Annotated in this window: 5 protein-coding genes; 2 read left to right on the forward strand and 3 right to left on the reverse strand. The window is 58.6% G+C overall.

Going from position 1 to position 4792, the window contains the following annotated elements; translation table 11 throughout:
* The 3 genes from ACHFGA_RS08340 to serC form a co-directional block, all read right to left on the reverse strand.
* Window positions 1-152: DUF6928 family protein (locus ACHFGA_RS08340; protein WP_394281940.1), on the reverse strand; the 152-nt coding region annotated here is incomplete at its 3' end.
* 33 nt (window positions 153-185) lie between these two features.
* Window positions 186-1124 (reverse strand): septation protein SepH, encoded by a 939-nt coding sequence (sepH, locus tag ACHFGA_RS08345; RefSeq protein ID WP_394281936.1) that lies wholly within the window; start codon window positions 1122-1124, stop codon window positions 186-188.
* Between the two features lie 99 nt (window positions 1125-1223).
* A complete protein-coding gene (gene serC, locus ACHFGA_RS08350) occupies window positions 1224-2354 on the reverse strand; it encodes a phosphoserine transaminase (RefSeq protein ID WP_394281937.1) in 1131 nt (376 codons plus the stop codon).
* Between the two features lie 426 nt (window positions 2355-2780).
* Here serC and ACHFGA_RS08355 point away from each other — a divergent pair, with 426 nt between their 5' ends.
* Together ACHFGA_RS08355 and ACHFGA_RS08360 are read left to right on the forward strand one after the other, a co-directional pair.
* Window positions 2781-4076 carry a citrate synthase gene (locus tag ACHFGA_RS08355; protein ID WP_394281938.1) on the forward strand — a complete coding sequence of 432 codons (1296 nt, stop codon included), beginning with the start codon at window positions 2781-2783 and terminating at the stop codon, window positions 4074-4076.
* A 156-nt stretch (window positions 4077-4232) separates the two neighbouring features.
* Window positions 4233-4592: an FKBP-type peptidyl-prolyl cis-trans isomerase gene (locus ACHFGA_RS08360; protein WP_394281939.1), complete on the forward strand. Its 360-nt coding sequence runs from the start codon at window positions 4233-4235 to the stop codon at window positions 4590-4592.
* Window positions 4593-4792: the final 200 nt, after the last annotated feature.

Here is a 4792-nt window from a genome sequence, read left to right on the forward strand (position 1 = left end):
AACTGCCCGATCGGGGTAATCGGCCACGCCGGATTCAGCTGAGCCAAGTACTTCCTACCAAAGCCACGATCTGCTTTTGGCTCGCGAGTGACAACACCTGCGACATCGTCAGTGTTGATAAACCACAAGGTCACTACCGCGGGAAAAGACATGTGCTCAGCCCCTTCGATCCTGTTCGCTGATTGCTACTTACGCGGACGCTTTGTGTTGGTGCGTACCCCCAACAGTACGTCTTCCCAGTGGGGTGTTACCGCCTTGCGCTTGCGGCGCTGGGGCTCCTGCTCCGGTTCGGGGTGTTTGAGAAAATCGCCCTCAAAGACATCTTCCCGTGTGTCGGGTCCGTTACCTTCGTCATGGCCCTCGTCGTCACGCGCCGGGGCATCATCTGCTGGCTGGCCCACGGCCGTCAGTGAACGGACCGGCTGGACAAAGTCAGGGTCGGTCAGGTCAGCAGCGATTGGGTTACGGGCCTCCGTGGTGGCGCTTAAACCGCTGCGCTTGAATGACCACTCGGCACGGTTCTCGCTCAAGCCAGCCTTCCAGTCCACGCGAACCACCCAGTCATCACCGGGCTCACGCACAGCGTCCCACGTGGCATCCGACAAGACGTGCCCGCGGGCGGCGAAGGCGGTAGCCAAAATCTCAAAAAGAGTAAGCTTCGCGGGGCCGTCTTCACGGACGGGGTGGGACTGCTTCGCGGCCTCAGCAACCTGGGCGCGTTCCAGCAGTACTGGGTGCGAATACGCTTCGATGCGGGACAGGGCCACGCCCATTTCGTCGGCAAGCTCCTCCGCCGATGCCCCCGCACGAATGCGCGCCTGGATCTCTGCCGGGCGCATGGACAGGGGAGTGGCGTAGAGCGGATCAGGCTGCGGTAGTGAACGCTCTACCTGTGGGTTGGTTTCTGCCAGACGGTCAAATTCCGGAGTTTGGGACTCTGGTGCCTCGTCCGTTTCTTCGGCTGTTGCTGCAGCGTCGTCGGCGGAGTCGTCGGTGGCAGCTTCTTCTGGTGCGAGACGGGACGCAACGACGGCGCGCGATATGGAAAATCGCTCGCCGTCGTCGGTAGTCAGCACCAACAATTCATCCGTTGATTCTTCATCAACCGGGAAAAGTTCGCGCATAGTGTCTCCTTACAACGTTGTTTAAACCAGCCTAACGTACGTTCTAAGGAAAACGGTGCAACAAGAGGGGCTGTGTGCCCCATCAAGTTTTACTTGGCTTTACTTTGCGCCTACGCCTTGCTCCAGCAGGTAATCAATCGACTTGGTCAGACGCTTGATGTCCTCGGAGGAAATCGCCGGGAACATGCCAATGCGGAGCTGGTTGCGGCCGAGCTTGCGGTAAGGCTCGGTGTCCAGAATGCCGTTGGCGCGCAGGGCCTTGGCGATCTCCGCTGCGTCAATGGAGTCCGCGAAATCGATCGTGCCGACGACGAGTGAACGCTTTGCTGGGTCTGCCACATAAGGGCTGGTGAACTCGTTGTTCTCTGCCCACTTGTACAGCAACGAGGAGGACTGGGTGGTGCGGGCGACCATGCCATCAAGGCCGCCGTGGTCATTCATCCATTTCACCTGGTCCGCCAGCATCAGCAACGTGGCGACGGCCGGGGTGTTGTAGGTCTGGTCCTTGCGCGAGTTGTCCACCGCGGTCTGCAGGTCCAGGAACGCAGGGATGAAACGGTCAGACTCCTTAATCTTCGCGATCCGCTCGATGGCCGCCGGGCTCATCGCTGCCAGCCACAGGCCGCCGTCGGAGGCAAAGCACTTCTGTGGGGAGAAGTAGTAAACGTCAGCCTGCGACATATCGACGGGCAGGCCGCCGGCACCGGAGGTTGCGTCAATCGCGACCAGCGCGTCGGTGTTTGGGCGGTGGATCGGGACCATCGCACCGGTTGAGGTTTCGTTGTGCGCCCAGGCGACAACGTCTGCGTCAGTGCCTTCGAAAGCGCTAATCGACGGGGTATCGCCCGTTTCGGACTCGAAGACATCAGGCTCCTCCAGCCATGGAGCCAGCTTGGAGGCCTTAGCGAACTTGGAGGAGAACTCACCAAACGACAGGTGGGCCGACTTCTTCTCGATCAGGCCGAAAGTCGCCGCATCCCAGAAAGCGGTGGCACCGCCGAGGGACAGGACGATCTCGTAGCCTTCCGGCAGCTTGAACAGGTCGGAGAGACCTTCGCGAACTTCACCTACAACATTCTTCACTGCTGGCTGGCGGTGGGACGTACCGATGACGTCCTTGGCACCCGCGACGATGGCGTCAATCTGGGATGGGCGCACCTTGGAGGGCCCGCAGCCGAACCGGCCATCGGAGGGAAGCAGGTCAGAGGGCAGCGTAGGGTAATCGGTCATCGATCCAAGTCTTTCTAACTCATTCGGTTGTAGGGGGCATGACTATTGAACACCTTAGCCCTCGAAGAGGGGAGCGCTCGTTGTTTTTGCGAAGCAGACTAGGCCCGTATGGGGGTAAGTGGTGAGGTGGGGTGAAAGAACGGACATTTGTCGCGCCGGTCACAAATCCTGCTAGGGTGGTAGACGGTTGAATGCGATCAATAGTGCTCGTGCAGCAACAATAGCATCGACTAACGGAACCGTAAGTGAATTCTCACCCGCCGAATCATCGCAAATCTTCACAGGTTCGGCGGGAGCGGGAAATGGCTGGATTCTAAACTGAATACTGAAGCCGGAGACGCTGCCTGGAAAAGTGCTAGCGTCACTTTATAAACAGGCCTAGAGCATTACCGGCAAGGCCCGACGAGTTACGTGGAAAGGTTCACAGTGGCATCTGAAAACGACAAGGCAGTACTCCACCTCCCTGGTGGTCAGGAATACGAGATGGACATCATGAAGGCCACCGAGGGCAACGACGGCGTTGTCCTTGGCAACATGTTGAAGGAGACCGGCCTGGTCACCTTCGACCCAGGCTATGTGTCCACCGGTTCGACCGAATCGAAGATCACCTATATCGATGGCGACGAGGGCATCCTGCGTCACCGCGGCTACGACATTGCTGATCTGGCCAACAACGCCACTTTCAATGAGGTTTCCTACCTCTTGATTAACGGCGAACTGCCAACCATGGATGAACTGCACAACTTCAACATGGAGATCCGTCACCACACGCTGCTGGATGAGGACTTCAAGGCGCAGTTCAACGTCTTCCCTCGCAACGCTCACCCAATGTCCGTGCTGGCATCCTCGGTCAACATTCTGTCGACCTACTACCAGGACCAGCTGGACCCACTGGATGAGGAGCAGCTGGACAAGGCAACCGTCCGCCTGATGGCGAAGGTTCCGATGCTGGCCGCATACGCATACCGCGCATCCAAGGGCTCTCCATACATGTACCCGGATAACTCGCTGAACACCCGCGAGAACTTCCTGCGCATGATGTTCGGCTACCCGACCGAGCCATACGAGGTCGACCCAGTCGTCGTGAAGGCACTGGACAAGCTGCTCATCCTGCACGCTGACCACGAGCAGAACTGCTCCACTTCCACTGTTCGCATGATCGGTTCGGCACAGGCGAACATGTTCGTTGCTATCGCTGGTGGCATTAACGCTCTGTCTGGCCCACTGCATGGTGGCGCTAACCAGGCTGTGCTGGAAATGCTGGAAGACATCCAGAACAACAACGGTGGCGACGCAACCGACTTCATGAACCGCGTGAAGAACAAGGAAAAGGGCGTCCGCCTGATGGGCTTCGGCCACCGCGTGTACAAGAACTACGACCCACGCGCGGCCATCGTCAAGGAGACCGCACACGAGATCATCGACCACCTGGGCGGCGATCCAATGCTGGACCTAGCGATGAAGCTGGAAGATATCGCTCTGAACGACGATTACTTCGTTTCCCGCAAGCTGTACCCGAACGTGGACTTCTACACCGGCCTGATCTACCGCGCGATGGGCTTCCCGACGGACTTCTTCACCGTCCTGTTCGCCATCGGCCGCCTGCCAGGTTGGATCGCTCACTACCGCGAGCAGCTGGCAATCAACTCCAAGATCAACCGTCCTCGCCAGATTTACACCGGCGAGACTCTGCGCGATTTTGTTCCGCGTGAGCAGCGCTAAAGCGTTCATGATGGATGCCCACTCCTGCTAGCGACGTCTAGGCAGTTCTCCGAATTCCGCCAGGTTCGTTCAGTTTCTCTATACTAGGGGCCGAACGTTCATGGCGGTTTTCTTATATCAGCCTATGAAGTCGAACATATTCAAGGAGAATTTTCCATGGAAAAGCCCACTATCGAAGTCCCGCAGGAACCAGCACCGACCGAGTTGGTGACAGAGGACCTCGCCATCGGTGACGGTGCAGAAGCTCAAGCCGGCGGAATGGTCGAAGTCCACTACGTGGGCGTGGACTACGAAACCGGGGAAGAGTTTGACTCCTCCTGGGATCGCGGTTCGACCAGCGAATTTCCCCTCACCGGTCTGATTGCAGGCTGGCAGGAAGGTATCCCGGGAATGCGCGTTGGCGGCCGCCGACAGCTGACCATTCCGCCAGAGAAGGCCTACGGCCCCGCAGGCGGCGGACATCCGCTGTCCGGACGCACCCTGGTCTTCGTGATCGATCTGCTTGACGCCAAGTAGCTCTCTTTCCGACGAGAAGCCCTCGCGCTGTTGGCCTAGATTCTTCTAGGGCGGCAGCGCGAGGGTCTTTTTCTTGGCAGAATGGGGGCATGACACAACCTGCAATTCCGACCCTGCAACTCAACGATGGCTATGAGATGCCCCAGCTGGGCTTGGGCACCTACAAGCTTGCCGACGACAACACCGTGGATCTCGTCCGC

Origin of the sequence: Corynebacterium sp. (assembly GCF_043426755.1) — a bacterium.
Classification (GTDB): Bacteria; Actinomycetota; Actinomycetes; order Mycobacteriales; family Mycobacteriaceae; genus Corynebacterium.

Excerpts from the sequence above, each read along its gene's own strand:
- sepH (WP_394281936.1), bottom strand. The coding sequence starts at position 1,124 with ATGCGCGAACTTTTCCCGGTTGATGAAGAATCAACGGATGAATTGTTG.
- serC (WP_394281937.1), bottom strand. The coding sequence starts at position 2,354 with ATGACCGATTACCCTACGCTGCCCTCTGACCTGCTTCCCTCCGATGGC.
- ACHFGA_RS08360 (WP_394281939.1), top strand. The coding sequence starts at position 4,233 with ATGGAAAAGCCCACTATCGAAGTCCCGCAGGAACCAGCACCGACCGAG.